This is a genomic window from Pseudomonas xanthosomatis, from assembly GCF_019139835.1.
GTDB classification, from domain to species: Bacteria; Pseudomonadota; Gammaproteobacteria; order Pseudomonadales; family Pseudomonadaceae; genus Aquipseudomonas; species Aquipseudomonas fakonensis.
Genome location: NZ_CP077075.1, coordinates 388,343 through 412,547, shown reverse-complemented (window position 1 = coordinate 412,547; position 24,205 = coordinate 388,343). Strand labels below are relative to the sequence as shown.

The following is a 24,205-nucleotide window of genomic DNA, read 5'->3' as shown; positions in this document are numbered from 1 at the left end:
GCTACGGTTGCGCCCTTTTCGACTTTGATCTGTACAAGGAATGCGCTAGATGAAGAAGTTGATCGTTGCGACGGGGCTGATGCTGCTGGCCGGTGGGGCGATGGCGGCGGGCAAGCCCTGTGAAGAGCTCAAGGCGGAAATCGCCGCCAAGCTGGATGCCAAGGGCGTGCAGGGTTACACCCTGGAGATCGTCGAGAAGGGCTCGCCGGCGGGCAAGGTGATCGGCAGCTGTGAGGCCGGGACCAAAGAGATTGTCTACAACCGCAAGTGATGCGTTGGGCTCTTCGCGGGTAAACCCGCTCCCACATGGCCATGCATCGCCTGTGGGAGCGTGTTTACCCGCGAAGACGTTCACTCGGCCTTGAGGGCCTGCGCCATCAGCTCATAGGACCGGATACGGTCCGCATGCTCGTACAGGTCGCTGGTGAAGATCAGTTCATCGGCGCCGGTCTGCTCCAGCAACACCTCCACCTTGGCCCGTACCTTCTGCGGGCTGCCAATCATCGCAAGGCCCAGAAAATCGCCCACTGCCTGACGCTCATGGGGCAGCCACAGGCCGTTCATGCTTTCTACCGGCGGGCGCTGCATCAGGCTCTGGCCGCGCATCAGCGCGAGGATGCGCTGGTACACCGAGGTGGCCAGGTACTCGGCCTTTTCGTCGGTGTCGGCCACCACCATCGGCACGCCGAGCATCACGTAGGGTTTGGCCAGGGTGGTGGACGGCTTGAAGTGGTCGCGGTAGATGCGAATGGCCTCGTGCATGTAGCGCGGCGCAAAGTGCGAGGCGAAGGCGTAGGGCATGCCGCGCATGCCGGCCAGCTGGGCGCTGAACAGGCTGGAGCCGAGCAGCCACATAGGCACCTCGGTGTCGTGGCCGGGCACGGCGATCACTTTTTGATCATCGGTGCGCGGGCCCAGGTAGCGCGACAGCTCCTCGACATCATCGGGGAAGTCGTCGGCGCTGCCGGAGCGCTCGCGGCGCAGGGCGTGGGCGGTCATCTGGTCGGAGCCCGGGGCGCGGCCCAGGCCCAGGTCGATGCGGCCCGGGTACAGGCTGGCCAGGGTACCGAACTGCTCGGCGACCACCAATGGCGCATGGTTGGGCAGCATCACCCCGCCGGAGCCGACGCGGATGCTCGAGGTACCGCCGGCCAGGTAGCCGATCAGCACCGCAGTTGCGGAGCTGGCGATACCGTCCATGTTGTGGTGCTCGGCCACCCAGAAACGGTGGTAACCGAAGCGTTCGGCATGTTGCGCCAGGTCCAGCGAGTTGCGCAGCGACTGCGCCGGGCCGCTGTCGGCGCGCACGGGCACCAGGTCGAGGGTGGAAATTTTCAGGTCTCGCAGGTGCGTCATCGGAGCCTCCGCAATGAATGGTTGGCCCGCAGGCCCTACGAACTCTGTATGGGCGCATTCGGCTTATTCAATGCCTGCTGGCAGATTGATCTGAACTTGGCGTAGGCGCTGGCCTCACAACTTGAGGTATTCAACCTGCGATCAGGAGGCAACATGAAGAAGACAGCATCGGCAGTCTGGCAAGGCGGCCTGAAGGAAGGCAAGGGCCATATCTCCACCGAAAGCGGCGCGCTCAAGGACGCACCCTACGGCTTCAACACCCGTTTCGAGGGCTCCCCGGGCACCAACCCGGAAGAGCTGATCGGCGCTGCCCACGCCGGGTGTTTCTCCATGGCGCTGTCGATGATGCTGGGCGAGGCCGGGCTCACCCCCGAGCGCATCGACACCCACGCCGAAGTTAGCCTGGACAAGCAGGCCGACGGCTTTGCCATCACCGCGGTGCACCTGACCCTCAAGGCCAAGGTGCCGGGTGCCAGCGAGGCGCAGTTTCAGGAGATCGCCAACAAGGCCAAGGCCGGCTGCCCGGTGTCCAAGGTGCTGAATGCGACCATCAGCCTGGATGCCAGCTTGCTGCAGTAGCGGCGCAACGGCGGTGCTGTGCGGTAGTCTAAACAGCGTCGGCAGCGCCGCCTGCCCATTGAGGAAGCGTCCCATGATTCGCGTAGCATTTGCCGTGCTGGCCTCGTTGCTGGCCACGGCTGCACTGGCTGCACCCAAGCCGTGCGAGGAACTCAAGGCCGAGATCGAAGCGAAGATCCAGGCGCGCGGGGTGACCTCCTACACCTTGGAGATCGTGCCCAACGCCGAGGTCAGCGACCCGAACATGATCGTTGGCAGCTGTGAGGGCGGGACCAAGAAGATCGTTTACCAGAAGAACGATCGGTAAAGCGTTCGCGGGCCTCATCGCCGGCAAGCCGGCTCCTGCAGGGGCTGTGCCGGCCTGCAGGCGATTGTTTTCAGGGAATGCAGAACACCTCGCTCGGCTCGTCCACCACCACCTTGCGGCTGGCGTCGTACATAAGCAGCTGAGGCTGCATCACCGGGGCGCGGGCTTCGAGGCGGTAGCGCTCGCCGGCCTTGAAGTCGTTGTAGCGCACGGTGAGGTAGCAGATGCGCTCGGTGGGGTCGGTGGTGAAACCACCGGAATACACCTCGAAATCGAAGCGCACCACCAGCTCGTGCTTGCCCGGGGTCACCTGGAAGTAGCGGCCATCGTTCAGGCGCTTGCCGTCCAGGCGGTCGGCCATGATGGTGCGGCCGGGGGTGATGGTGTAGAGGTCGACCCAGGCCTTGCCGGGGTCGACGGGGGGCAAGGGGCTTGCGCAAGCCCCCAGGGTACTGAGGGCGATCAGCATCATTGGCTGGCGCATGGTGAAACTCCCGCTCGCGGTTCACAGGCCATAAGCATAGCGCCGTTCACGGGGTTCAGGTGCGCTGGCAGCCTGCCGGCTCGCCCTGGCCGATCAGCTTGCGCTGCTGGTCGTACAGCTTCACCCAGGGCCTGAAACCGATGCTGCCGGCCTGCATCTGGTAGCGCTGGCCGGCGTCGAAGCCCTTGAAGGTGAGGTTGAGCTGGCAGTCGCGCCACAGCGGCTCGTCGACCGGGCCGATATTGCCGGGCGCCACGGCGAACTGGTAGCGCACGGTCAGCTCGTGGCTGCCGGGCTGAACCTGGAAATAACGGTTGTCGGCCCAGTCGCGCTCGTCCACCTGCACCGCGTGCAGCGAAGTGTTGTCGTGCGCGGCCAGGTCAACCCAGGCCTGGTTCGGGTCCGGGTCGGGCAAGGTGGTACAACCGGACAGCAGCATCAGTGTGCCCACGGCAAACCGGGTACGCATGGCGAAGCTCCCCCTTGGCGAGATAGTCTTGGTGGCATTCGGCCGACAAGCGAGACAGACAGCCTCGATGCATGGACTTTTTCTTTTCAGGCGTACCGGCCGCCCGGCACTCGACCGCGTTTTCACCCGCTTGGTTCCCGTTGCCCTCGGCGCCCTGCTGAGCGGTTGTTCCAGCCTGGGCTATTACGGCCAGCTGGCCGACGGGCAGTGGCAGCTGTTGCGGGCCCGCCAGCCGGTGCAACAGGTGATCGACAACCCCGCCACCACCCCGGTACTGCGCCAGCGCCTGCTGTTCGCCGAGCAGGCGCGGGTATTTGCGAGCGAACACCTGAAATTGCCGGATAACGGCAGCTACCGGGTGTATGCCGAACTGGGCCGCCCTTATGTGGTGTGGAACGTGTTCGCCACCCCGGAGCTGTCGCTGCAGCCAGTGACCCACTGCTTCCCCATCGCCGGCTGCGTGGCCTATCGCGGCTATTACCAGCCAGGCGCGGCCCGGGGTGCGGCGGCGCTGATGCGCCAGCAGGGGCTGGATGTCTATGTGGGTGGTGTGGAGGCCTACTCGACCCTGGGCTGGTTCGACGACCCGATCCTCTCGAGCATGGTCGGCTGGGGTGACGAGCGTCTGGCCACGGTGATCTTCCACGAGCTTGCGCACCAGCGCTTTTATGTGAAGGACGATACCGAGTTCAACGAGTCGTTCGCCTCGTTCGTCGAGCAGGAAGGCACCCGCCAATGGCGCGCGGCCCGTGGCCTGCCGGCGGCGGTAGATGGCGGCTCGGCGCAGCGTGACCAGTTCATCCGGCTGGTGCTGGGCAGCCGTGAGCGGTTGCAGGCGATCTATGCCGGGCCTCTGGATGAGGCCGGCAAGCGGGCGGCCAAGCAGGCTGAGTTCGAGCGTTTGCGCAGTGAATACCGTGAGGTGCGGGACCGCGACTGGCAGGGTGACCGGCGTTTCGATGCCTGGGTGTATGCGCCGATGAACAACGCCAAGTTGCTGCCGTTCGGGCTGTATGACCAGTGGGTGCCGGCGTTTTCGCAGTTGTTTGCTGAGGTGGGTGGGGATTGGGAGGGGTTTTACCGGCGGGTTGAGGCGTTGGGTGGGATGCCGATCGACGAGAGGAAAGCCGTGCTAGGCAAGCTGATGGCAAGCCCATGAGCGGTTGGGGCTGCGTTGCAGCCCTTCGCGGGCAAGCCCGCTCCCACAGGTAATGCGCCGACTTCAGCAGCGCCACCAACCCTGTGGGAGCGGGCTTGCCCGCGAATGGCCGCAAAGCGGCCCCGAATATTCAGCCCACGAACGCCTGGTGCATCTCGGCCAGGGTCTGGAAATGGAACGCCGGCGCCTCGGCCTCCAGCTCCTCGCGGCTACCGAAGCCATAGCCCACCGCCACCGCCTGCAAGCCATTGCTGCGAGCGCCGATCAGGTCGTGCTTGCGGTCGCCGATCATCAGGGTTTGCGCCGGGTCCAGCCCTTGTTCATCCAGCAGGTGGCGAATCAGCTCGACCTTGTTGGTGCGGGTGCCGTCCAGCTCGCTGCCATAGATCACCTTGAAGTGCTGGTCGAAGGCGAAGTGGCGGGCGATTTCGCGGGCGAACTCCCAGGGTTTGGAGGTGGCGATATACAAGGTGCGGCCCTGGCCGTTGAGGGCCTGCAGCAGCTGCGGTACGCCGTCGAACACCTGGTTTTCGTATAGGCCGGTAACCTTGAAACGCTCACGGTAGAAGTTCACCGCCTCCCAGGCCTTGGCCTCGTCGAAACCGTAGAACTGCATGAACGCCTGCAACAGGGGCGGGCCGATGAAGTGCTCCAGGCGCGTAAGGTCCGGCTCGTCGATGCCAAGCTTGGCCAGGGCGTACTGGATCGAGCGGGTGATGCCCAGGCGCGGGTCGGTCAGGGTGCCGTCGAGGTCGAAGAGGATGTTTTGCTGGTGCATGTAAAGGGTCCCACCTGAAGTCGTGTGTTGCCTGCTTCGCGGGTAAACCCGCTCCCACAGGGTTTCGTGGAGCCTGTGGGAGCGGGTTTACCCGCGAATGCGGTCATTGCGGTTGGTCGTAGCCTTCGGCCAGGTGCTGGTCCTTGAGCTTGACGTAGTTGCCGGCGGTGTAAGGGAAGAACTTGTGTTCCTGCTCGCTCAGCGGGCGGATCTGCTTCACCGGGCTGCCCATGTACAGGTAGCCGCTGACCAGGCGCTTGCCCGGCGGCACCAGGCTGCCGGCGCCGATGATGACCTCGTCCTCGACGATGGCGCCGTCCATGATGGTGCTGCCCATACCCACCAGAATGCGGTTGCCCAGGGTGCAGCCATGCAGCATCACCTTGTGGCCGATGGTCACCTCGTCGCCGATGATCAGCGGGAAGCCGTCGGGGTTGAAGGGGCCGGCGTGGGTGATGTGCAGCACGCTGGCATCCTGCACGCTGGTGCGCGCGCCGATACGGATGCGGTGCATGTCGCCGCGGACCACCGTCAGTGGCCAGATCGAGCTGTCTTCGCCGATCTCGACATCGCCGATGACCACCGCCGAACGGTCGACGAAGGCGCGCGGTCCAACTTTCGGCGTGTGTTCCCGGAACGTCCGAAGGGCCATGATAGTGTTCCTCTGCAATGCCGATAGGCAGGCTGCCTGCTGCGGTCGGCGTCGATTGTAATTAAGATGGTCCCGTGTTTCTCCTGCCAAGGTACCCGAACCGTGAGTGCGAACAACCCGCTGCTGCAGCCCCATGATCTGCCGCCCTTCTCGGCGATCCGCGCCGAGCACGTGCTGCCGGCAATCGAGCAGATCCTTGCCGACAACCGCAAGGCCATCGCCGACATCCTCGAACAGCAGGGCAACAACCCCACCTGGGCCGGCCTGGTGCTGGCCATGGACGAACTCAACGACCGCCTGGGCGCTGCCTGGAGCCCGGTCAGCCACCTCAATGCGGTGTGCAACAGCCAGGAGCTGCGCGAGGCTTACGAATCGTGCCTGCCGGCCCTGAGCGCCTACTCCACCGAGCTTGGGCAAAACCGTGCGCTGTTCGCAGCCTATGAGGCCCTGGCCGCCAGCCCCGAAGCCGCAGGCTTCGACGTGGCGCAAAAAACCATCATCGACCATGCGCTGCGCGACTTCCGCCTGTCGGGTATCGACCTGCCGGCCGACAAGCAGCAGCGTTACGCCGAGGTGCAGAGCACGCTCAGCGAGCTGGGCAGCCGCTTCTCCAACCAGCTGCTGGATGCCACCCAGGCCTGGACCAAGCACGTCACCGACGAAGCGCAACTGGCCGGCCTGACCGACTCGGCCAAGGCGCAGATGGCCGCCGCCGCCCAGGCCAAGGGCCTCGACGGCTGGCTGATCACCCTGGAATTCCCCAGCTACTACGCGGTGATGACCTACGCCAGCGACCGCGCCCTGCGCGAAGAGCTGTACGCCGCCTACTGCACCCGCGCCTCCGACCAGGGCCCGAACGCCGGCCAGTTCGACAACGGCCCGGTGATGGAGCAGATCCTCGACCTGCGCCAGGAACTGGCAGCCCTGCTGGGTTACCCGAACTTCGCCGAGCTGAGCCTGGCCACCAAGATGGCCGAGTCCAGCGACCAAGTGCTGAGCTTCCTGCGCGACCTGGCCAAGCGCAGCAAGCCGTTCGCCGCCCAAGACCTGGAGCAGCTCAAGGCCTATGCCGCCGAGCAAGGCACCCCCGAGCTTGCCAGCTGGGACGCCGGCTACTTCGGCGAGAAGCTGCGCGAGCAGCGCTACAGCGTGTCGCAGGAAGCCCTGCGCGCCTACTTCCCGATCGACAAGGTACTGGGCGGGCTGTTCAGCATCGTGCAGCGCCTGTACGGCATCGAAATCACCGAACTGAAGGGCTTCGACGCCTGGCACCCGGATGTACGCCTGTTCGAAATCAAAGAGCACGGCCAGCACGTCGGGCGCTTCTTCTTCGACCTGTACGCCCGCGCCAACAAGCGTGGCGGTGCCTGGATGGACGGCGCCCGCGACCGTCGCCGCACTGCGGCCGGCGCGCTGCAAAGCCCTGTGGCCAACCTTGTGTGCAACTTCACCCCGGCCGCGCCCGGCAAGCCGGCGCTGCTGACCCACGATGAAGTCACCACGCTGTTCCACGAGTTCGGCCATGGCCTGCACCACCTGCTGACCCGCATCGAGCATGCCGGCGTGTCCGGCATCAACGGTGTGGCGTGGGATGCGGTGGAGCTGCCGAGCCAGTTCATGGAGAACTGGTGCTGGGAGCCCGAGGGCCTGGCGCTGATCTCTGGCCACTTTGAGACCGGCGAGCCGCTGCCCCAGGACCTGCTGGACAAGATGTTGGCGGCGAAGAACTTCCAGTCCGGCATGATGATGGTGCGCCAGCTGGAGTTCTCGCTGTTCGACTTCGAACTGCACGCCACCCACGGCGATGGCCGTGGCGTTCTTCAGGTGCTCGAAGGCGTGCGCGACGAGGTGTCGGTGATGCGCCCGCCGGCGTACAACCGCTTCCCCAACAGCTTTGCGCACATCTTCGCCGGCGGCTATGCGGCCGGTTACTACAGCTACAAGTGGGCCGAAGTGCTGTCGGCTGATGCCTTCTCGCGCTTCGAAGAAGAAGGCGTGCTGAATGCCGAAACCGGCCGCGCGTTCCGCGAGGCGATTCTGGCCCGTGGCGGCTCCCGCGAGCCGATGGTGCTGTTCGTCGACTTCCGTGGCCGTGAGCCGTCCATCGATGCACTGTTGCGCCACTGCGGCCTGAGCGAGGGCGCGGCGGCATGAGCGACAAGACCAAGCGCCGCTTCATTGCCGGGGCCGTGTGCCCGGCCTGCAGCGAGATGGACAAGCTGATGATGTGGAACGAGGACGGCGTGCCGCACCGCGAGTGCGTGGCCTGCGGGTTCACCGACACCCTGAACGAGCAGGGCCTGTCGGTACCCAAGGAGATCGGCACCCGGGTCAACCAGCTGGCGCCCAAGGCCACCCCGGTCAAGGCGCAGACCGTGCAGACGGTGCAGTTCTTCCCCAACCCGAAGCTCAAGAAACCGAGCGAGTAAGCTCATCGCGCCATCGGCAGCCGCAGCTTGCCGATGGCGCGCTTCCACCTGCAACGGGTGGGGGTTTTTCTGTGTCATGCCTGCACCGGGCACCTCTACCGGGTGCTCACGTTTCCTGCAGGCTTGCCTACCTATGAGCATCGTCGAGATCGGCCCAGACCAGCTTCTGGACTATACGAACATCACCCCAGAACAGGCTCATGCGACCATCGAGCGCGCGGTCAGCGATTACCAGCATGGTATCGAGCGAGTGATCGTGCATCAGCAGTCATTGCCGACCTGGGATGATCTGGTGCTGGCGGTGGACGCGCTGGATGCCCGATTACAGGGTGTGATCTTTTCCTTCATTCCGTTGATGGGCCGCAGCGAGCAATGGCGCGCAGTGATCCAGACGTGGCGGGGCCCGGTCGATGCCTGTTTCAAGGGCAAGCTGCGCAATGTGTCGTTGTTGCGGCTATATCAGGACTTGGCCGACAGCGACATTGGCAGGCAACTGGGTCAGCACAAAAAAACCACACTGCGGTTGATTCTTGAAGAGTACCGGCTGGGCGGCGCGTTGCTCGACGACGCGGGCAAGTTGCTTCTGGAAAGTTACGAGAAGCGTATCCGTGAACTTGAAGGGCAGTTTTTCGCCAACCTTGGTTTCTCGGTGGAGGCGGCGGTTATCGTTGTGGATGACGAGCAGCGGCTGGCGGGCCTGTCTGCACAGACGTGCGCCGAGTTTCGCGACAAGGCCATTGCTGCCTCGCTGCCTGGTTGGCTGATTCCTTGTGATCAGGGCACCTACGAGACCGTCATGGCGCATGCGCAGGTGCGCAGCCTGCGTGAGCAGGTCTATCGCGCTTATATGACGCGCGGTGCCAGTGACGACCCGACCGCTGACAACGGCCCGGTGATGCAGGCACTGGCCCAGGTGCGCGAGGACCAGGCACAGTTGCTGGGCTTCGATAATTACCCGCAGATGAGCATGCAGCGCAAAAGCAGCAGGATAATGGAGCGGGTACTGGCTTTTCTCGATGATTTGCAGGTGCGCATACAGCCACGGATGCTGGCGGCCAATGACCGGCTTCGTGCGTTCGCCGCAACTCAGGGGCTCGACGATCCGCAGCCTTGGGACCTTGAGTACCTGCGCCGGGTGCAACGCGGGGAGGCTGCAGGCTTGTCCGAGCAGCGAATGCGTGAATTCTTTGCTCTGGGCAAGGTGATCGATGCACTGAGCGAGCTGGCCCGGACATTGTTCGGCCTGCATCTGCAAGCCTTGCCACAGGCGTCGGTATGGCACCCGTCGGTAATCACCTTCGAGGTCCAGCGCGATCATGCCTCGATAGGTTTTTTATATCTGGATGTGGTTCAGCATGAGGGCAAGACCCCTGACATGGTGATGACAGTCAGTCCGTGGAACCGGCGCACCGATGCCGAGGGGATTTTCCAGCGTGCGGTGTCGATAATATTCAGCGATGTTCCGCCGGGTGTGGACGGGCAGCAGCCACTGCTCGATCACTTGGCGTTGAAGAAGCTCTTCCACGAATTCGGCCACGCCCTGCAGCACCTGCTGGCGCAGACAGGCAATCATCTGCTGTCGGATGCGCGGCGCCTTGGCAGTGATGGCGTCGAGGTGGCGGGCAAGCTGCTCGAGTGCTGGGTGTGGAATGCCGACTACCTTGCCAGTATCTCTTCGCACTATCTGGACGGTGGCTCCTTGCAGGCCGAGGAGATTGCCGATTTGCTCGAGCACATGCAGGCAAGCGATGGCAGCCGTTGTGCCACGTTGCTCAGTCATGCCCTGCTCGATCTGGATATCCACCACACCCCCAGGGACGGGCGCTCTGTCGAGCAGCGTGTGCTGCACAGCCATGCACAGGCGGGGCTCTGGCCGATGGCCGGTTTTGAAAAACCGCTACAGGGTTTCGACTATCTGGCAAGCGGTTACGACGCAGGCTATTACGCCTATCTCTGGGCAGAGTTGCATGCCTGGGACCTGTTCACCCGCTTCGAAGCCGCAGGGCTGCTCGACCCGGCCACCGGGAGGGCGTTGTTTGAGCAAATCTTTGCTCCTGGCGTCTCGCGGCCACTGCTCGAGGGTATTGAAGCGTTTCTGGAGCGGCCGGTGAGTGCCGAGCGGTTCATGCGTTTTCATGGGTTGGATTGAGCGGATCGGGTGACCGATGGCGCTGGAACGCAGGTGCCGCCTCGATTACTGTATGTAAATACAGTATCCAGAGGTGGCACATGTTTCCTCCAGCGTCACTCAAAGGCCGTGGCACTGCCAACAACCCGCACAATCGCTTTGCCTCCACCCAGTCTGTTGCAGAGGATGATGGCTGGTATCAGGAAGTGCCCCTCACTCAAGGCACCGAGGTGCGGATCGAGACGGCAAAGACCATCATCAGCCGCAATACCTCGCCTGACCTGCCCTTCGACCGCTCGATCAACCCCTACCGCGGCTGCGAGCATGGCTGTATCTACTGCTATGCCCGCCCCAGCCACGCCTACTGGGACCTCTCCCCGGGCCTTGATTTCGAAACCAGGCTGATCGCCAAGACCAACGCTGCCGAGGTGCTCGCCCAGCAACTGAGCAAGCCCGGCTACGTGTGCGCGCCGATCAACCTGGGCTCCAATACCGACCCTTATCAACCCATCGAGCGCGAACAGCAGCTCACCCGGCGCCTGCTGGAGGTGCTGCTGCGTTTTCGCCACCCGGTCACCGTCGTCACCAAGGGTGCGCTGATACTGCGCGACCTCGACCTGCTGGCCGAACTTGCCAGCCAGCGCCTGGTGCGGGTGATGATCAGCCTGACCACCCTGGATGACGAGCTCAAGCGCGTGCTCGAACCCCGGGCGGCGGCGCCCAAGGCGCGCTTGCGGGTGATACGGGTGCTGCGTGAGGCCGGGGTGCCGGTGGGCGTGCTGTGTTCGCCGATGATTCCGATGATCAATGACAGCGAGCTGGAGCGCCTGCTGCAGGCCGCCAAGGGCGCCGGCGCGCAGAGCGCGGCCTACATGATGCTGCGCCTTCCGCTGGAGGTGGCGCCGCTGTTCGAGCAGTGGCTGCACGATCACTACCCGCAGCGCGCCGCCCATGTGCTCAGCCTGGTGCGCCAGAGCCGTGGCGGCGAGCTGTACGACAGCCGCTTTGGCGCGCGCATGCGCGGTGAAGGGGTGTTCGCCGAGTTGCTGGCGCAACGTTTTGCCAAGGCCTCGCGGCAGCTGGGGTTCGAAGGGCGTGAAGCGCTGGCGCTGGATTGCACGGCGTTCTGCCCGCCGGGTGGGCAGATGGCGTTGTTTTGATGTTTGAGCCCAGCACAAAAACCTGTAGGAGCAACTGTCTTGCTCAGTTTCTAAAAGCTGGTGCGATCCCTGTGGGAGCGGGCTTGCCCGCGAACACCGGCGCAGCCGGTGCCATGCACTGCGTTGCCTGCTTCGCGGGCAAGCCCGCTCCCACAGGATCGCGCAGGGCCTGAATCAGGCGCTGCACCTGTAGGAGCCCGCTTGCCAGCCAGCACAAAAACAATTACCCCCGAACACCACTAATGCCACCCAATAAAACCACTACTGGGTATTGGCACTTGATGCTTTTTTGCTATTATCCAATTCCCGCCTTATTCATCTAGAACGCCCGTTCTAGAGCCTGCGCAATTAAGTTTCAGTTAAGTTTTCTTCGCTAGCGTAGGAAATCAGTCCACCGCGGCTGTGATTAATTACCTGTGCGTGTCATCTAAATCCTCGCATAGCCATAATCTTTCCCCGGTAACATGGAACGTACCAACAAACCGCCAAGAGGATGAATCATGCCCGTCAAGGACCCTACCAAGGCCGTCCCGGCTGCACCCGCCGAAAGCGCCGATGCTGCCATGAAGCATATCGTCGACGGCTTCCTGCGGTTCCACACCGAAGTCTTCCCCGAGCAGCAAGAGCTGTTCAAGAAGCTGGCCACTGCGCAAAAGCCCCGCGCGATGTTCATCACCTGTGCCGACTCGCGCATCGTCCCCGAGCTGATCACCCAAAGCTCGCCGGGCGACCTGTTCGTTACCCGTAACGTGGGTAACGTGGTACCGCCTTACGGCCAGATGAACGGCGGTGTTTCCAGCGCCATCGAATACGCGGTGCTGGCCCTGGGCGTTCACCACATCATCATTTGCGGCCACTCCGACTGTGGCGCCATGCGCGCGGTGCTCAACCCGCATTCGCTGGACAAGATGCCGACCGTTTCGGCCTGGCTGCGCCACGCCGAAGTGGCCCGTACCGTGGTCGAGGACAACTGCTCCTGCGGCAGCGAGCACGAAAGCATGCAGCTGGTGACCAAGGAAAACGTCATCGCCCAGTTGCACCACCTGCGCACCCACCCGTCGGTGGCTTCGCGCCTGGCCGCAGGCCAACTGCATATCCATGGCTGGCTGTACGACATCGAAACCAGCCAGATCGAAGCCTACGACGCCGCCAGCGACAGCTTCATGCCGCTGGTCGCAGGCCAGCCGATCCCCAGCGCCACTCCGAGAGGCCGCTACTAAGCGACCCGTCCAGCTTTAGTAAAACCTTGATAGCCGGCTGCACCCACAGGGTGCGGCGCGGCCTTCGCCTGCCTTGAATTTCCCTGAATGCCTTGCCGGCAAAACCGCTGGCGGCCCGCCCGTGGGCGCAATTCAGGGTTCCCCGTGCCAGCGGCCAGCAGGATGGCCGCGTTTGAGAAAGGAGCTTCATGGTGAACAAGACACAGATCAAAGCGGCACTGCCGCGTGAGTTGCTGGCCTCAGTGGTGGTTTTTCTGGTTGCCCTGCCCTTGTGCATGGGTATCGCCATCGCCTCGGGTATGCCGCCGGCCAAGGGCCTGATCACCGGCATCATCGGCGGCCTGGTGGTGGGTTTCATGGCCGGCTCGCCGCTGCAGGTCAGCGGCCCGGCGGCAGGCCTTGCGGTGCTGGTGTTCGAGCTGGTGCGCCAGCACGGCATGGCCATGCTCGGGCCGATTTTGCTGCTGGCGGGGTTGCTGCAACTGCTGGCCGGGCGCTTGCGCCTGGGCTGCTGGTTCCGCGTCACTGCGCCGGCTGTGGTGTATGGCATGCTCGCGGGTATTGGCGTGCTGATCGTGCTGTCCCAGGTGCATGTGATGTTCGACACCGCGCCGCAGCCTTCGGGTGTGGATAACCTGCTGGGCTTCCCCGCCACCCTGGCGGCGGCGCTGCCCATCGAGACCCCGGGGGTCGGCTGGCAGGCTGGCGCGCTGGGGCTGGGCACCATCGCCATCATGTGGGGCTGGGAGCGCTTGCGCCCGCAGCGCTTGAGGTTCATCCCCGGCGCCTTGCTGGGGGTAGCGGCGATGACAGCTGTCAGCCTGTGGCTGGCGCTGCCGGTGAACCGGGTGCAGGTGCCGGCGGACCTGTCCGAGGCCATCGACTGGTTGCGCCCGGACGACCTGCTCAAGCTGGCCGACCCGACCCTGCTGGTGGCGGCCTTCGCCCTGGCCTTCATCGCCAGTGCCGAAACCCTGCTGTCGGCCGCTGCCGTGGACCGCATGCACAGCGGCCAGCGCTCGGACTTCGACCGTGAACTGTCGGCCCAGGGTATCGGCAACATGCTCTGCGGCGTGCTCGGTGCATTGCCCATGACCGGGGTGATCGTGCGCAGCTCGGCCAACGTGCAGGCCGGCGCGCAAACCCGCGCCTCGGCGATTCTGCACGGTGTGTGGCTGCTGGCGTTCGTGGTGGTGCTCAGCAGCGTGCTGCAGCAGATCCCGGTGGCGAGCCTGGCCGGGGTGCTGGTGTACACCGGGGTGAAGCTGGTGGACTTCAAGGCGTTCCGCGGCCTGGGCCGCTATGGGCGCATGCCGATGTTCACCTATGCGGCGACAGCGCTGGCGATCATCTTCACCGACCTGCTGACCGGCGTGTTGCTGGGCTTTGCCCTGACCTTGCTGAAGCTTGCGCTGAAGGCGGCGCGGCTGAAGATCAACCTGGTCGAGCTGGCCAAGCCGGGGCACATGGAACTGCGCCTGAGCGGTGCGGCGACTTTCCTCAAGGTACCGGCGCTGACCCAGGTGCTGGGCACCGTGCCGGCGGGGACCACGCTGCATGTGCCGCTGAGTAACCTGAGCTACATCGATCATTCCTGCCTGGAGCTGCTGGAAGACTGGGGGCGCAGCGGTGCGGCCAATGGCTCGCGGCTGGTGCTTGAGCAGCGGCGGTTGAAGCGCCGGGTCGAGGGAAGGTTGCGCACCACGGCGGGGGTTGGGGCTTGAAACCAGGCAGCTCGGTTGCCTGAAAGGGCCCCATCGCGGGCAAGCCCGCTCCCACAGGTAATGCGCAACCTTCAAGGGCAGCGCTGAACCTGTGGGAGCGGGCTTGCCCGCGAAGAGGCCGGGACAGATGACTTCAAGTTCAGGCCGACTGGCCCAACTCCACACCCAGCTGGCGCGACAGGCACGGCCAGCGTTTCCAGGCGGCGCCGGTTTGCGGGCTGCTGAGCTTGTCGCGGTAGGTTTCCACCGACTCCACGGCAAAGCTTTCGTCATCGAGCATCTCGTCCACCGAGTGGTGCACCACTTCATCGAGCTGGTTGGCGAAGCTTTCGCCGATCAGCTGGTGGGCGATCAGGTTGGCCACGGTGGTGTCCACCGGGATCAGCGGCTGCTGGAAGTGGCGGATGTACAGGTCGTTGACTTCTTCCACCAGGCGGTGCGCCAGGTAGGCCTCGTCCAGCAGGCAATCCAGGCCGACATGCCCGGCCATCACGCTGGGCGGCTGCAGGAAGTAAGCTTCGGCGATTTTCAGCACCGGCTTGATCTGCGATTCGATGCCGGCTTCCAGCGCAACGTTGTGTGCGGCTTCGAGCAACTCGGGTACTTCGTTGATGTAGGCGCTGACGAAGCGTTCCAAGGTTCCCTGGGCGTCCTGCTGGGGGAGTTGAATGGAAGGGTGCAGGTGCGGCAATTGTTGTGCGAGGCGTGTTTTCAGTTGGTCTGTTTGTTTTTCGTGTTTTTCGGCTTGGCTAATCTGCTCGCGTACAGCAGCGATGTTCATGACAACTCCAGGGACAAGGCGTTACAAACGGAAGACACTAAGTTAGCTCGGTATACGGAATACCTAAGACGCATTTGTTATAAACCGGTCACAGCGGTAGGAAATCGGTTATATCAATGTGCCATTACTGCGCCACAGCCCAGCTAGCACGAGGGTTCCAGAGCGAACGTGTGGTTTGGTTAAGATGATTTCATACCCCGCGTTGCGCGCCATTGGTCGGTGTCTATACTCCGCTTGAAACGTGATTCGTTGATGAGGCCCGACTGCCTTAAGCAGGGGGCTCGGTCGTCGAAGCCAGGCAGTCTTGGCCACCGTTCCCCCTTTGTCGTCGTAGCAGGTCGTCCACGCCTCCGGGACAACAAGAACGATAAGGGGAACCCGCAATGATGCGACATCCACATGTCTGGATGGGCCTCCTGCTGTGGTCGGTGTTCGGTCAGGCACATGCCGCATGGACCGTGAACATGGCACCCGGGGCGACGGACGTCTCCCACGCCGTGTTCGACCTGCACATGACCATCTTCTGGATCTGCGTGATCATCGGCGTCGTGGTGTTCGGCGCGATGTTCTGGTCGATGGTGGTACACCGCCGCTCCACCGGCCAGCAGCCTGCGCATTTCCACGAGCACACCTGGGTGGAAATCCTCTGGACGGTGGTGCCCTTCCTGATCCTGGTGGTCATGGCCATCCCGGCGACGAAAACCCTGATCGACATCTACGACGCCAGCGAGTCGGACATCGATATCCAGGTCACCGGCTACCAGTGGAAGTGGCACTACAAGTATCTGGGCCAGGACGTGGAGTTTTTCAGCAACCTCGCCACCCCCGCCGAGCAGATCCACAACAAGGCGCCGAAGGATGAGCACTACCTGCTGGAGGTCGACCAGCCGCTGGTGCTGCCGGTAGGTGCCAAGGTGCGCTTTCTGGTGACCGCTGCCGACGTGATCCATTCCTGGTGGGTGCCGGCCTTTGCGGTCAAGCGCGACGCCATCCCGGGCTTTGTCAACGAAGCCTGGACCCGCATCGAGAAGCCCGGCATCTACCGCGGCCAGTGCACCGAGCTGTGCGGCAAGGACCACGGCTTCATGCCGGTGGTGGTCGAGGTCAAGAGCAAGGCCGACTACGACACCTGGCTGGCCGAGCGCAAGGCCGATGCCGCCAAGCTCAAGGAGCTGACCAGCAAGGAGTGGACCCTCGAAGAGCTGGTCGAGCGTGGCGACAAGGTCTACCACACCACCTGCGTGGCCTGTCACCAGGCCGAAGGCCAGGGCCTGCCGCCGATGTTCCCGGCGCTCAAGGGCTCGAAGATCGCCACCGGGCCGAAGGAAGGCCACTTGAGCATCGTCTTCCACGGCAAGCCCGGCACCGCCATGGCCGCGTTCGGCAAGCAGCTCTCGGAAGTCGATATCGCCGCGGTGGTGACCTACGAGCGCAACGCCTGGGGCAACAACAAGGGCGACATGGTCACGCCGAAAGACGTGCTCGCGCTCAAGCAGGCAGAAGCGCAATGAACCGCGGCCAGAGTGCAGGAGACAGGACATGAGTGCAGTGATCGACGACCACAGCCATGACCACGCCCACGGCCCGGCCAAGGGCCTGATGCGCTGGGTGCTGACCACCAACCACAAGGACATCGGCACCATGTACCTGTGGTTTGCCTTCAGCATGTTCCTGCTGGGCGGCTCGTTCGCCATGGTGATCCGCGCCGAGTTGTTCCAGCCGGGGCTGCAGATCGTGGAGCCGGCGTTCTTCAACCAGATGACCACCATGCACGGGCTGATCATGGTGTTCGGCGCGGTGATGCCGGCCTTCGTCGGGCTGGCCAACTGGATGATCCCGCTGATGATCGGCGCGCCGGACATGGCCCTGCCGCGGATGAACAACTTCAGCTTCTGGCTGCTGCCGGCGGCCTTCCTGCTGCTGGTCTCGACCCTGTTCAGCCCGGGCGGCGGGCCGAACTTCGGCTGGACCTTCTACGCGCCGCTGTCGACCACCTATGCCCCGGCCAGCGTGACCTTCTTCATCTTTGCCATTCACCTGATGGGCATCAGCTCGATCATGGGCGCGATCAATGTGATCGCCACCATTCTCAACCTGCGCGCCCCTGGCATGACCCTGATGAAAATGCCGCTGTTCGTCTGGACCTGGCTGATCACCGCGTTCCTGCTGATTGCGGTGATGCCGGTGCTGGCCGGCGTGGTGACCATGATGCTGATGGACATCCACTTCGGCACCAGCTTCTTCAGCGCCGCAGGTGGCGGTGACCCGGTGTTGTTCCAGCACGTGTTCTGGTTCTTCGGCCACCCCGAGGTGTACATCATGATCCTGCCGGCCTTCGGCGCGGTCAGCTCGATCATCCCGGCGTTCTCGCGCAAGCCGCTGTTCGGCTACACCTCGATGGTGTACGCCACCGGGGCCATTGCGTTTTTGTCGTTCATCGTCTGGGCCCACCACATGTTCGTGGTCGGCATCCCGGTGGTGGGCGAGCTGTTCTTCATGTACGCCACCATGCTGATCGCCGTGCCCACCGGGGTGAAGGTGTTCAACTGGGTGAGCACCATGTGGGAGGGCTCGCTGACCTTCGAGGCGCCGATGCTGTTCGCCATCGCCTTCGTCATCCTGTTCACCATCGGCGGCTTCTCCGGGCTGATGCTGGCCATCGCCCCGGCCGACTTCCAGTACCACGACACCTACTTCGTGGTGGCGCACTTCCACTACGTACTGGTGCCCGGGGCGATCTTCGGCATCTTCGCCTCGGCCTACTACTGGCTGCCCAAGTGGACCGGGCACATGTACGACGAAACCCTGGCCAAGCTGCACTTCTGGCTGTCGTTCATCGGCATGAACCTGGCCTTCTTCCCCATGCACTTCGTCGGCCTGGCCGGCATGCCGCGGCGCATCCCCGACTACAACCTGCAGTTTGCCGACTTCAACATGGTTTCCTCGATCGGCGCCTTCCTGTTCGGCGCTACCCAGGTGTTCTTCCTGTTCATCGTCATCAAGTGCATCCGCGGCGGCGCGCCGGCCCCGGCCAAGCCCTGGGATGGCGCCGACGGGCTGGAGTGGACGGTGCCGTCGCCAGCGCCGTACCACACCTTCCAGACCCCGCCGGACGTGAAGTAGGAGGTTGCCGATGTCGTTGAACCGCCTGGTCACCCGCCTGCTGCTGCTGACGGTGGTGATGTTCGCATTCGGCTTTGCCCTGGTCCCGATCTACGACGTGATGTGCCGTGCCTTCGGCATCAACGGCAAGACTGGCGGGCAGTACGAGGGCAGCCAGGTCAGCGACCCGAGCCGCGCGGTGCGGGTGCAGTTCATGTCGACCAACGCCGGCGACATGAGCTGGGAGTTCCACTCCACCGCCGACCAGATCGAGGTCAACCCGGGGGCGGTGAACCAGATGATCTTCATCGCCCGCAACCCGACCAAACACCCCATGAGCGCCCAGGCCATCCCCAGCATTACCCCGGCCGAGGCGGCGGCGTACTTTCACAAGACCGAATGCTTCTGCTTCACCCAGCAGGTGCTGCAGCCCGGCGAGCGCATCGAGATGCCGGTGCGCTTCATCGTCGACCGCGACCTGCCGGCCTCGGTGAAACACCTGACCCTGGCCTACACCCTGTTCGACATCACCGCTCGCCACCCGCCAGTCGCCCCTGCCGCGACCCAGGCCGCCCGTTGAGGGAAGGAGAACCGCCATGGCAAGCCACGAGCACTACTACGTCCCGGCGCAGAGCAAGTGGCCGATCATTGCCACGATCGGCCTGTTCATCACCGTGTTCGGCCTGGGCACCTGGTTCAACGACCTCAAGGCCGGCCACCCCGAATCCCACGGGCCGCTGATCTTCTTCGTCGGCGGGCTGTTTTTGGCGTACATGCTGTTCGGCTGGTTCGGCGCGGTGGTCAAGGAGAGCGACGCCGGGCTGTACAGCGCGCAGATGGACCGCTCGTTCCGCTGGGGCATGAGCTGGTTCATCTTCTCCGAGGTGATGTTCTTCATGGCCTTCTTCGGCGCGCTGTTCTACGTGCGGGTGCTGGCCGGGCCGTGGTTGGGCGGTGAAGGGCACAAGGGCGTGGCGCACATGCTGTGGCCGAACTTCGAGTTCGTCTGGCCGCTGCTGCACACCCCCGACCCGAAATTGTTCCCGCCGCCCAAGGAGGTGATCAACCCGTGGCACCTGCCGCTGATCAACACCATCCTGCTGGTGAGCTCCAGCGTCACCGTGACCATCGCCCACCACGCCCTGCGCAAGGGCCACCGCGGGGCGCTGAAGCTGTGGCTGGGGCTGACCATCCTGCTGGCGCTGGGCTTTTTGGCGCTGCAGGCCTACGAGTACCACGAGGCCTACACCCAGCTCGGGCTGACCTTGGGGTCGGGCATCTATGGCGCGACCTTCTTCATGCTCACGGGCTTCCATGGCGCGCACGTGACCCTGGGTACGGTGATCCTGATCGTGATGCTGTGCCGGGTGTTGCGCGGGCATTTCCAGCCAGACAAGCACTTTGGTTTTGAAGCGGCCACCTGGTACTGGCACTTCGTCGATGTGGTGTGGGTGGGGCTCTTTATCTTCGTGTACGTGCTTTGAAGCGCAGCACGGTACGTGTAGGAGCGGCCTTGTGCCGCGATGGGCTGCGCAGCAGCCCGGGCAATCTTTGCGGCGAAGCTGAGATCCTGGTGCCGCTGCGCAGCCCATCGCGGCGCAAGGCCGCTCCTACAGAGGGAGTGCAACGCTTCAGAACGGCGCGTGGGACACCAGCTGCCCGCTGATGAACCCCCAGGCCACCAGCCCGACGGTCAGGACCGCCAGGGTTACACGCACGGTGAGGGCTTTGAGCAGCCGGGTCGACTGGTCGTCATCCTTGACCAGAAACACCAGGCCACTGAACAGGCTGGCGATGGTGGCCAGCAGCATCAGGACGATCGCGGCCTTGAGCATGGCCAAACTCCGGGGGGATGCGGGGATGAACACAAGTATAGCGGTGCCACTGTGAGGCCGTTCCGCCCGGGGTTGGTACCCACGCTGGTGCTGCTCGCGCTGCTGCCGGGGCTGATCGCCCTTGGCTGCTGGCAGCTCGGCCGCGCCGATGAAAAGCGCGCGCTGATGGACGCCTACACCGAACGCCAGCTGCAGGCGCCGGTGGCGGCGGCGCAGCTTGGGCAATTGCCCGACCCCGCTTTTTACCCCGTGCACCTGTACGGCCGTTTCGACAGCGAACACAGCCTGCTGCTGGACAACCAGATGCGCGACGGCAAGGCCGGTGTAGAGCTGCTGCAACCCTTCCATGACCAGGCCAGCGGCCAGTGGCTGCTGGTCAACCGCGGCTGGCTGCCCTGGCCCGACCGGCGCATCCCGGTGCGCTTCGACACCCCTGCCCGGCCGCTGGCGCTGGACGCCACGGTGTACGTCGCCCCCGGCAAGACCTTCCAGCTGCACCCCGACCCCGAAGGCGGCCAGTGGCCACACCTGCTGACCGCCATCGACCCGGCCGGCCTGTGGCAGCAGTTGGGCCGCGAGGGTTTTGCCTTCGAGCTGCGCCTGCAAGCGGGCCCGGCCAGCTACCGGCTGGACTGGCCGGTGGTCGCCATGGGCCCGGAAAAGCACCTGGGCTACGCCACCCAGTGGTTCGCCCTGGCCACCACGCTGGTGCTGCTTTACCTGTACTTCGGTTGGCACCGTCACAACAAGGAGAACCGCCATGGCCGCCGCCACCACCCCGCTGAACGTGCCTGAGGGCCGCAGGGCCCGCGGGCGCCTGCAACTGCTGCTGATTCTGCTGGTGGTGCTGGGGCCGATGGTCCTCGCCACCTGCATGTACAAGCTCAATTTCTGGGTGCCCGACGGGCGCAGCTACCACGGCGAGATGATCGGCACCGGCCAGGGCCGGGCGGATATCGGCATCGACGGCCACGATCAGCGCTGGCAACTGCTGGTCAGCGCCCCGGAGGCCTGCGCCGCGGACTGCCAGCAACTGGTGTACCTGGCCCGGCAGATCCAGATTGGCCTGGGCCGCGATGCCAGCCGTGCCAGCCATGCCCTGGCCGCCGCGCAGCCGCTGGATGCCGACTACCAGGCGCTGCTGGGCCGCGAATACCCGCAGCTGCAGCGCTATGGCCTGGACACCCAGCGCTACCGCCAGGGCGTCAGCGCGCCCGGCCCGCAGCTGTGGATCGTCGACCCCCACGGCAACCTGGTGCTGCGCTACGACGCCAAGGCCAACGGCAAGCAGGTGCTGGACGACCTGCGCCACCTGCTCAAGCTGTCCAACATCGGCTAGCCAAGCGCGCTTCGCCCCCTGTGGGAGCGGGCTTGCCCGCGAATCAGCCGACGCGGTGTTCGCTGAATAAAAGAGCTGTGAGTTGTTGCATAGGAGCCTGCCATGCCCAGACCTGGATACCGACTCGCTGTGTGCGCCACCCTGCTGGCGCTGGTGGTGGTGCTGCTCGGCGCCTACACCCGCCTGACCCACGCCGGCCTCGGTTGCCCCGACTGGCCCGGCTGCTACGGCTTCATCAGCGTGCCCAAGACCGACGCACAGCTCGCCCATGCCGAGCTGCACTTCCCCGAGCACCCGGTGGAAGCCGCCAAGGGCTGGGCCGAGATGGTGCACCGCTACTTTGCCGGCACCCTGGCCTTGGTGATCGCCCTGTTGGCCTGGCAGGCGCTGCGCCGGCATGCCCGTGACGGCCAGCCCTACCGCCTGCCGCTATTGCTGCTGGGCGTGGTGCTGGCCCAGGCGGCCTTTGGCATGTGGACGGTGACCCTGAAGCTGTGGCCGCAGGTGGTCACCGCGCACCTGCTCGGCGGGTTCACCACGCTGAGCCTGCTGTTCCTGCTATCACTGCGTCTATCCCGGGCCTTTGCGCCGTTGCCCAAGCTGCCGTTGAGCCTGCGCCGGGTCGCCGCGCTGGCACTGCTGGTGGTGATCGGGCAGATCGCCCTGGGCGGCTGGGTCAGTGCCAACTATGCGGCGGTGGCCTGTATCGACCTGCCCACCTGCCACGGCCAGTGGTGGCCTGCGGCGGACTTCAGCAACGGCTTCCACCTCACCCAGCATGTCGGCCCCAACTACCTGGGCGGGCAACTGGACAGCGATGCGCGCACGGCCATCCATATCAGCCACCGGCTCGGCGCGCTGGCGGTCACGGCGGTGTTACTGCTGCTCAGCTTCAAGCTGCACCGCCATGGCCTGCCCGGCCTGGGGCGGCTGGTGCTGCTGGCGCTGGGCGTGCAACTGAGCCTGGGCGTCAGCAATGTGCTGCTGCACCTGCCACTGGCCGTGGCGGTGGCGCACAACGCCGGCGGCGCCCTGCTGCTGCTGAGCATGGTGCTGGTGAACTACCGCATCCGCGTGGTCGACAAGGTGCGCGTGGGCCTGGGCTGGCGCCTGCGGCCGATCACCCCCGTGGGCATTTCCCATCACATGAGGAACGATTCGTGGCGACGCTTCTGAGCACCCAGAGCCAGCGCGCCGGCTGGCGCGACTATGTGGAGCTGACCAAACCCAAGGTGGTGCTGCTGATGCTGATCACCTCGCTGGTGGGCATGTTCCTCGCCACCCGCGCGGGGGTGGCCTGGAGCGTGCTGCTGTTCGGCAACCTGGGCATTGGCCTGTGCGCCGGTGCGGCGGCGGCGGTCAACCACGTGGTGGACCGGCGCATCGATGCGTTGATGGCCCGCACCCACAAGCGCCCGCTGGCTCAAGGCCGGGTGGCACCCTTGCCGGCGCTGGCTTTCGCCCTGCTGCTGGCGCTGGTCGGCATGGCCCTGCTGCTGGCCTTCACCAACCCTCTTGCCGCCTGGCTGACCCTGGCGTCCTTGCTGGGTTATGCGGTGCTCTACACCGGTTATCTCAAGCGGGCCACGCCGCAGAACATCGTGATCGGCGGCCTGGCCGGCGCCGCGCCGCCGCTGCTGGGCTGGGTGGCGGTGAGCGGGCATGTGAGCGCCGAGCCCTTGCTGCTGGTGCTGATCATCTTCGCCTGGACCCCGCCGCACTTCTGGGCGTTGGCCATCCACCGCAAGGCCGAGTACGCCAAGGCCGATATTCCGATGCTGCCGGTGACCCACGGCGAGCGCTACACGGCCCTGCACATTCTGCTGTACACCCTGATATTGCTGGCGGTGAGCCTGCTGCCGTACGCCATCCACATGAGCGGGCCGCTGTACCTGGCCTGCGCCCTGGGGTTGGGGCTGCGCTTCCTGCACTGGGCCTGGGTGTTGTACCGTGGCAGCCGGCCGCACGCGGCGATCGGCACGTTCAAGTACTCTATCGGCTACCTGTTCGCCCTGTTCATCGCCCTGCTCGTTGACCACTACCTGTTGCTGAACCTATGACCCGAACCCAGAAAACCGTATTCATCCTCGTTGCCCTGGTCGCGCTGATCATGGGCCTTACCGTCAACAAGGTGCTCAATGACCGCGGGCAGCTCAACCCTACCGAGCTGATCGACGCCGGCATCATCCTGCTGCCGCAAAGCCGTACCGTGCCGGATGTGAAGATGACCGACCAGAACGGCCAGCCGCTTGAGCTGGACCAGCTCAAGGGCAAGTGGTCGTTATTGTTCTTCGGTTACACCTACTGCCCGGACATCTGCCCCACCACCCTCGCCCAGCTGCGCCAGGTGAAGAGCGAGCTGCCCAAGGAGGCCATCGAGCGCCTGCAGGTGGTGCTGGTGAGCGTGGACCCGAACCGTGACACGCCGAGCCAGCTCAAGCAGTACCTGGGCTATTTCGACAAGGATTTCGTCGGGGTGGCGGGGACTATCGAAGACACCCAGAAGCTGGCCAACGGCCTGAGCATTCCGTTCATTCCGGCCGATACCAGCAAGCCGGGCTACACCGTGGACCACAGCGGCAACCTGGCCATCGTCGGCCCGGACGGGCGCCAGCGCGGGTTCATCCGTGCGCCGTTCAACAACCAGAAGCTGGTGGCGCAGTTGCCGGGGCTGGTCAAGCGCGATTGAGCAGGCCGTAAAAG

General features: G+C 64.6%; 26 protein-coding genes. 19 read left to right on the top strand and 7 right to left on the bottom strand.

Going from position 1 to position 24,205, the window contains the following annotated elements:
• Positions 1-49 precede the first annotated feature (49 nt).
• Positions 50-271, top strand: a complete 222-nt coding sequence (locus tag KSS93_RS01750; RefSeq protein WP_217886908.1) for a DUF1161 domain-containing protein — start codon at positions 50-52, stop codon at positions 269-271.
• An 80-nt stretch (positions 272-351) separates the two neighbouring features.
• Here the strand turns inward: KSS93_RS01750 and KSS93_RS01745 are convergent, their stop codons facing one another.
• Positions 352-1,356, bottom strand: coding sequence for an LLM class flavin-dependent oxidoreductase (locus KSS93_RS01745; RefSeq protein WP_217886907.1), 1,005 nt, complete (start codon positions 1,354-1,356; stop codon positions 352-354).
• A gap of 153 nt (positions 1,357-1,509) precedes the next feature.
• Here KSS93_RS01745 and KSS93_RS01740 point away from each other — a divergent pair, with 153 nt between their 5' ends.
• Positions 1,510-1,935, top strand: a complete 426-nt coding sequence (locus KSS93_RS01740) for an OsmC family protein (protein WP_217886906.1) — start codon at positions 1,510-1,512, stop codon at positions 1,933-1,935.
• 73 nt (positions 1,936-2,008) lie between these two features.
• On the top strand, positions 2,009-2,242 hold the full coding sequence (locus tag KSS93_RS01735) for a DUF1161 domain-containing protein (protein ID WP_217841118.1): 234 nt from the start codon (positions 2,009-2,011) through the stop codon (positions 2,240-2,242).
• Between the two features lie 70 nt (positions 2,243-2,312).
• Here the strand turns inward: KSS93_RS01735 and KSS93_RS01730 are convergent, their stop codons facing one another.
• Complete coding sequence (locus KSS93_RS01730; protein ID WP_217841119.1) at positions 2,313-2,726, bottom strand: PA0061/PA0062 family lipoprotein; 414 nt, start codon at positions 2,724-2,726, stop codon at positions 2,313-2,315.
• Between the two features lie 55 nt (positions 2,727-2,781).
• Positions 2,782-3,195: a PA0061/PA0062 family lipoprotein gene (locus KSS93_RS01725; RefSeq protein WP_217886905.1), complete on the bottom strand. Its 414-nt coding sequence runs from the start codon at positions 3,193-3,195 to the stop codon at positions 2,782-2,784.
• A gap of 67 nt (positions 3,196-3,262) precedes the next feature.
• Here KSS93_RS01725 and KSS93_RS01720 point away from each other — a divergent pair, with 67 nt between their 5' ends.
• Entirely contained in the window at positions 3,263-4,354 is a 1,092-nt protein-coding gene (locus tag KSS93_RS01720) for an aminopeptidase (RefSeq protein WP_225917288.1), read from the top strand.
• Positions 4,355-4,484: 130 nt separating this feature from the next.
• Here the strand turns inward: KSS93_RS01720 and KSS93_RS01715 are convergent, their stop codons facing one another.
• Both KSS93_RS01715 and KSS93_RS01710 read right to left on the bottom strand, forming a co-directional pair.
• Positions 4,485-5,132, bottom strand: a complete 648-nt coding sequence (locus KSS93_RS01715) for an HAD family hydrolase (protein WP_217886903.1) — start codon at positions 5,130-5,132, stop codon at positions 4,485-4,487.
• Between the two features lie 103 nt (positions 5,133-5,235).
• Positions 5,236-5,784, bottom strand: a complete 549-nt coding sequence (locus tag KSS93_RS01710) for a gamma carbonic anhydrase family protein (protein WP_217886902.1) — start codon at positions 5,782-5,784, stop codon at positions 5,236-5,238.
• A gap of 102 nt (positions 5,785-5,886) precedes the next feature.
• On the opposite strand from KSS93_RS01710, the gene prlC reads away from it, so the two are divergent.
• The 6 genes from prlC (at position 5,887) to KSS93_RS01680 (ending at position 14,445) form a co-directional block, all read left to right on the top strand.
• Positions 5,887-7,938, top strand: a complete 2,052-nt coding sequence (gene prlC / locus KSS93_RS01705) for an oligopeptidase A (RefSeq protein WP_225917287.1) — start codon at positions 5,887-5,889, stop codon at positions 7,936-7,938.
• On the top strand, positions 7,935-8,213 hold the full coding sequence (locus tag KSS93_RS01700) for a YheV family putative zinc ribbon protein (RefSeq protein ID WP_217886900.1): 279 nt from the start codon (positions 7,935-7,937) through the stop codon (positions 8,211-8,213). Before prlC ends, KSS93_RS01700 begins: the two co-directional genes overlap by 4 nt.
• 133 nt (positions 8,214-8,346) lie before the next feature.
• Positions 8,347-10,362: a M3 family metallopeptidase gene (locus KSS93_RS01695; RefSeq protein WP_217886899.1), complete on the top strand. Its 2,016-nt coding sequence runs from the start codon at positions 8,347-8,349 to the stop codon at positions 10,360-10,362.
• Positions 10,363-10,442: 80 nt separating this feature from the next.
• Complete coding sequence (locus tag KSS93_RS01690) at positions 10,443-11,501, top strand: PA0069 family radical SAM protein (protein WP_217886898.1); 1,059 nt, start codon at positions 10,443-10,445, stop codon at positions 11,499-11,501.
• A 500-nt stretch (positions 11,502-12,001) separates the two neighbouring features.
• On the top strand, positions 12,002-12,721 hold the full coding sequence (locus tag KSS93_RS01685) for a carbonic anhydrase (protein ID WP_217841127.1): 720 nt from the start codon (positions 12,002-12,004) through the stop codon (positions 12,719-12,721).
• 188 nt (positions 12,722-12,909) lie between these two features.
• Positions 12,910-14,445, top strand: coding sequence for a SulP family inorganic anion transporter (locus KSS93_RS01680; protein ID WP_217886897.1), 1,536 nt, complete (start codon positions 12,910-12,912; stop codon positions 14,443-14,445).
• A gap of 139 nt (positions 14,446-14,584) precedes the next feature.
• On the opposite strand, the gene KSS93_RS01675 is transcribed toward KSS93_RS01680, so the two are convergent.
• Entirely contained in the window at positions 14,585-15,226 is a 642-nt protein-coding gene (locus tag KSS93_RS01675; RefSeq protein WP_217886896.1) for a hypothetical protein, read from the bottom strand.
• A gap of 383 nt (positions 15,227-15,609) precedes the next feature.
• Between KSS93_RS01675 and coxB the strand changes: the two genes are divergently transcribed.
• The 4 genes from coxB to KSS93_RS01655 are packed head-to-tail and all read left to right on the top strand — an operon-like array spanning position 15,610 to position 19,812.
• Positions 15,610-16,737, top strand: coding sequence for a cytochrome c oxidase subunit II (gene coxB / locus KSS93_RS01670; RefSeq protein WP_217886895.1), 1,128 nt, complete (start codon positions 15,610-15,612; stop codon positions 16,735-16,737).
• Between the two features lie 28 nt (positions 16,738-16,765).
• Positions 16,766-18,349 (top strand): cytochrome c oxidase subunit I, encoded by a 1,584-nt coding sequence (gene ctaD, locus KSS93_RS01665; RefSeq protein WP_217841131.1) that lies wholly within the window; start codon positions 16,766-16,768, stop codon positions 18,347-18,349.
• 10 nt (positions 18,350-18,359) lie between these two features.
• Positions 18,360-18,908, top strand: coding sequence for a cytochrome c oxidase assembly protein (locus tag KSS93_RS01660; RefSeq protein WP_217886894.1), 549 nt, complete (start codon positions 18,360-18,362; stop codon positions 18,906-18,908).
• A 16-nt stretch (positions 18,909-18,924) separates the two neighbouring features.
• Positions 18,925-19,812 (top strand): cytochrome c oxidase subunit 3, encoded by an 888-nt coding sequence (locus KSS93_RS01655; protein ID WP_217886893.1) that lies wholly within the window; start codon positions 18,925-18,927, stop codon positions 19,810-19,812.
• A 147-nt stretch (positions 19,813-19,959) separates the two neighbouring features.
• Here the strand turns inward: KSS93_RS01655 and KSS93_RS01650 are convergent, their stop codons facing one another.
• Positions 19,960-20,163, bottom strand: coding sequence for a twin transmembrane helix small protein (locus tag KSS93_RS01650; protein WP_217886892.1), 204 nt, complete (start codon positions 20,161-20,163; stop codon positions 19,960-19,962).
• Positions 20,164-20,214: 51 nt separating this feature from the next.
• Here KSS93_RS01650 and KSS93_RS01645 point away from each other — a divergent pair, with 51 nt between their 5' ends.
• The 5 genes from KSS93_RS01645 (at position 20,215) to KSS93_RS01625 (ending at position 24,191) form a co-directional block, all read left to right on the top strand.
• The gene (locus KSS93_RS01645) at positions 20,215-20,958 is read left to right on the top strand and encodes an SURF1 family protein (RefSeq protein ID WP_217886891.1); all 744 of its coding nucleotides are present in this window, start codon (positions 20,215-20,217) and stop codon (positions 20,956-20,958) included.
• Complete coding sequence (locus KSS93_RS01640; RefSeq protein ID WP_217886890.1) at positions 20,924-21,502, top strand: PA_0111/PP_0108 family redox-active disulfide protein; 579 nt, start codon at positions 20,924-20,926, stop codon at positions 21,500-21,502. The genes KSS93_RS01645 and KSS93_RS01640 overlap by 35 nt, the downstream gene beginning before the upstream one ends.
• A gap of 102 nt (positions 21,503-21,604) precedes the next feature.
• Complete coding sequence (locus tag KSS93_RS01635) at positions 21,605-22,678, top strand: COX15/CtaA family protein (RefSeq protein WP_217886889.1); 1,074 nt, start codon at positions 21,605-21,607, stop codon at positions 22,676-22,678.
• A complete protein-coding gene (gene cyoE / locus KSS93_RS01630; RefSeq protein WP_217886888.1) occupies positions 22,663-23,562 on the top strand; it encodes a heme o synthase in 900 nt (299 codons plus the stop codon). Before KSS93_RS01635 ends, cyoE begins: the two co-directional genes overlap by 16 nt.
• Positions 23,559-24,191, top strand: a complete 633-nt coding sequence (locus KSS93_RS01625; RefSeq protein ID WP_217886887.1) for an SCO family protein — start codon at positions 23,559-23,561, stop codon at positions 24,189-24,191. The genes cyoE and KSS93_RS01625 overlap by 4 nt, the downstream gene beginning before the upstream one ends.
• Positions 24,192-24,205 lie beyond the last annotated feature (14 nt).

Excerpts from the sequence above, each read along its gene's own strand:
- KSS93_RS01710 (WP_217886902.1), bottom strand. The coding sequence starts at position 5,784 with ATGGCCCTTCGGACGTTCCGGGAACACACGCCGAAAGTTGGACCGCGC.
- KSS93_RS01685 (WP_217841127.1), top strand. The coding sequence starts at position 12,002 with ATGCCCGTCAAGGACCCTACCAAGGCCGTCCCGGCTGCACCCGCCGAA.
- KSS93_RS01715 (WP_217886903.1), bottom strand. The coding sequence starts at position 5,132 with ATGCACCAGCAAAACATCCTCTTCGACCTCGACGGCACCCTGACCGAC.
- KSS93_RS01695 (WP_217886899.1), top strand. The coding sequence starts at position 8,347 with ATGAGCATCGTCGAGATCGGCCCAGACCAGCTTCTGGACTATACGAAC.
- KSS93_RS01730 (WP_217841119.1), bottom strand. The coding sequence starts at position 2,726 with ATGCGCCAGCCAATGATGCTGATCGCCCTCAGTACCCTGGGGGCTTGC.
- KSS93_RS01640 (WP_217886890.1), top strand. The coding sequence starts at position 20,924 with ATGGCCGCCGCCACCACCCCGCTGAACGTGCCTGAGGGCCGCAGGGCC.
- ctaD (WP_217841131.1), top strand. The coding sequence starts at position 16,766 with ATGAGTGCAGTGATCGACGACCACAGCCATGACCACGCCCACGGCCCG.
- KSS93_RS01750 (WP_217886908.1), top strand. The coding sequence starts at position 50 with ATGAAGAAGTTGATCGTTGCGACGGGGCTGATGCTGCTGGCCGGTGGG.
- KSS93_RS01675 (WP_217886896.1), bottom strand. The coding sequence starts at position 15,226 with ATGAACATCGCTGCTGTACGCGAGCAGATTAGCCAAGCCGAAAAACAC.
- KSS93_RS01720 (WP_225917288.1), top strand. The coding sequence starts at position 3,263 with ATGCATGGACTTTTTCTTTTCAGGCGTACCGGCCGCCCGGCACTCGAC.
- coxB (WP_217886895.1), top strand. The coding sequence starts at position 15,610 with ATGATGCGACATCCACATGTCTGGATGGGCCTCCTGCTGTGGTCGGTG.
- KSS93_RS01700 (WP_217886900.1), top strand. The coding sequence starts at position 7,935 with ATGAGCGACAAGACCAAGCGCCGCTTCATTGCCGGGGCCGTGTGCCCG.
- KSS93_RS01725 (WP_217886905.1), bottom strand. The coding sequence starts at position 3,195 with ATGCGTACCCGGTTTGCCGTGGGCACACTGATGCTGCTGTCCGGTTGT.
- KSS93_RS01745 (WP_217886907.1), bottom strand. The coding sequence starts at position 1,356 with ATGACGCACCTGCGAGACCTGAAAATTTCCACCCTCGACCTGGTGCCC.
- KSS93_RS01635 (WP_217886889.1), top strand. The coding sequence starts at position 21,605 with ATGCCCAGACCTGGATACCGACTCGCTGTGTGCGCCACCCTGCTGGCG.
- KSS93_RS01660 (WP_217886894.1), top strand. The coding sequence starts at position 18,360 with ATGTCGTTGAACCGCCTGGTCACCCGCCTGCTGCTGCTGACGGTGGTG.
- KSS93_RS01625 (WP_217886887.1), top strand. The coding sequence starts at position 23,559 with ATGACCCGAACCCAGAAAACCGTATTCATCCTCGTTGCCCTGGTCGCG.
- KSS93_RS01690 (WP_217886898.1), top strand. The coding sequence starts at position 10,443 with ATGTTTCCTCCAGCGTCACTCAAAGGCCGTGGCACTGCCAACAACCCG.
- KSS93_RS01655 (WP_217886893.1), top strand. The coding sequence starts at position 18,925 with ATGGCAAGCCACGAGCACTACTACGTCCCGGCGCAGAGCAAGTGGCCG.
- KSS93_RS01735 (WP_217841118.1), top strand. The coding sequence starts at position 2,009 with ATGATTCGCGTAGCATTTGCCGTGCTGGCCTCGTTGCTGGCCACGGCT.
- KSS93_RS01650 (WP_217886892.1), bottom strand. The coding sequence starts at position 20,163 with ATGCTCAAGGCCGCGATCGTCCTGATGCTGCTGGCCACCATCGCCAGC.
- KSS93_RS01740 (WP_217886906.1), top strand. The coding sequence starts at position 1,510 with ATGAAGAAGACAGCATCGGCAGTCTGGCAAGGCGGCCTGAAGGAAGGC.
- KSS93_RS01680 (WP_217886897.1), top strand. The coding sequence starts at position 12,910 with ATGGTGAACAAGACACAGATCAAAGCGGCACTGCCGCGTGAGTTGCTG.